At 46.2% G+C, this 740-nt stretch carries 1 pseudogene; it reads right to left on the minus strand.

From position 1 onward, the window contains the following. Positions 1-740, minus strand: a pseudogene (locus ACTXGO_RS15380) (NAD(P)/FAD-dependent oxidoreductase); the annotation flags it as partial.

Genomic DNA, 740 nt, shown 5'->3' on the forward strand with positions numbered 1-740 from the left:
AAAAAATGCTCTAGTGAATCATCAGTAATATCTAACCACGGCTCTGGTAGCTCTGGCGCTAGCGTACCCGTTAGCGTTGAGCGATACGCTTTTTCTCTAAAGCCCATTATATTAGCAACTTTATCCTTTTGCCACTGCTTTAGAATGTCGCCCTGCTTTTCGACCGCAAATTCTGGATAGTCGGTCGAGTTGGTCAAATCACGAATGTAATTGGCTTGAAACTCAATAGAATCATTAACGGTGACGGCTTTGTCATAAGTTGCTAACCACTTTTGCTCGTCGGCTTGTCGCGTCTCAAGATCTGGCAGCTCAATATCACCCACCATCACATCACGGGCGTACCACGCTTGCGCGTCAAACATATTAAAGGTGAAGTACTGATCTTGCATCCCTAAATAGATAAGCTTAGGGTTAGGCTGCCAAAAGATACCCTTATAAAGGTTGGCAGGATACAGACAGTTATGCGTTTGCAAGCGTAGCTCATCAGGCAAGAATGGGAAGTGGAACAAGTAGCCTGTGCACATGATAATAGCGTCAAAACGCTTACTGGTACCGTCCGCGAAATGCGCGACATCATCTTCAAAATGGGTGACCAGCGGTCGCTCGCTAATACCGTCAGGCCAATCATAACCTAGCGCTTGCGTGCGATAGCTGATAGTGACTGATTTGGTGCCGTACTTATAGCACTGCGTACCGATGTCTTCGGCAGAATAGCTACTACCGATAAGTAGAATGTCTTC

The sequence above is a fragment of the Psychrobacter sp. T6-1 genome, assembly GCF_052258445.1.